Consider the following 1,178-nt stretch of genomic DNA (forward strand, 5'->3'; position numbering starts at 1 on the left):
GAGACCCTCCTTGGTGGGTTCCGGAGACGACCAGCAGATCTCACCGGAGAGCGGTACCTGCCACTCGGCCTTTCGGCCGTCGAGGGAGTACCCCGCTATCTTCTTCAGGTCGGCCTTCACGAAGTTCTTGTCGGTCGTCCACATTCCCATGGCGCCCGACATTTCGCTGACCTTCGCCATCGGCACCTGGCCCAGCAACTTCGCCTCCGCGGCGGCGGATTCGGCCCCGCCGTCCCCGCTCCCGCTCCCGCCCGCACCGTCGTCGCTCTCGCCGCAGCCGCTGAGCAGGAGCGCGGCCGCGAGTAACGAGCCGAGGGCTGCCGCTTTGCGTGACATGTGGATCTCCTTGTGCGCATGGGTAATCGGCCGACCGGCGTGCCGAGTGGTGTCGAGCGGCCGACCCGTTGAATCTTCTGGTTGGTGATCCTTCCTTTTGGGTAGGGGAATTACAACTCGGAATTCCTTATCTCTACTTCAGTTGAAATGTTCTCCGGGACATTAGCGGGAATCGCAGGGCCGGGGCCGCTGGGAATGGGAATCAAGGAATCGGCTCGAATAGGCTGAGCTGCAACGGGCGGTGTGTTGAGCGGCGCGTCAACTGGTGGTCGGGGCGGGGGCTTGTGGACGGTGTCGAGGCGCGGTTGAGACGCGTGGCGCGGCGGGGGACGCGGGCCCGGCTCGTGCTGGTCGTATGGTGCCTGGGGTTCCTGCCCTTGGTGCTTGTTCTGGTGCACGTCGCTCTTGGGTCCGGGTCGCGCCCGTGGTTCTACGGGCTGCAGTACGGGCTGTGCATGGGGCTGATGTACACCGTGCTGTACGGCGGGCAGGCCTGGAAGAACCCTGCGCGGGTGCGGGCTCTGCTGGATGAGGGTGAGGAGTTGGTGACGGCCTTCCCGGTCTGGCCTGCCCGGACCACCCTGCCCAGGCGGCTGGTTGGAGTTGGCGGTTTTCTCGTCGTCACCAACCGGCGGGTGCTGGTGTTCGCCCACGGCCGGATCGCAGATGTCGCGACGGACCTCCTCTGGTGCGCGCCGCGTCGGGAATGCTCGGCGGAACTCGCCTCGGATCGACGCCAGTTGACAATTTTCTGCGGCGAGGAGAGCCGACGATGGCGTTTCGGGTTCGGTGCCCGGCGCAGGACGGCCGCGGAGCGGTTCGTCGTGGCGATCAACAGGGGG

The 1,178-nt window shown here is 66.2% G+C and carries 1 protein-coding gene and 1 pseudogene; one reads left to right on the forward strand and one right to left on the reverse strand.

All coding sequences use genetic code 11. The features are described 5' to 3' along the window. Window positions 1-336 (reverse strand): annotated as a pseudogene (locus ACZ5CR_RS46320) (hypothetical protein); the annotation flags it as partial. 284 nt (window positions 337-620) lie between these two features. Here ACZ5CR_RS46320 and ACZ5CR_RS46325 point away from each other — a divergent pair. Then, on the forward strand, window positions 621-1,178 hold a 558-nt coding region (locus ACZ5CR_RS46325), incomplete at its 3' end, for a hypothetical protein (protein ID WP_468870038.1).

This window comes from Streptomyces sp. NPDC031274 (assembly GCF_055570235.1).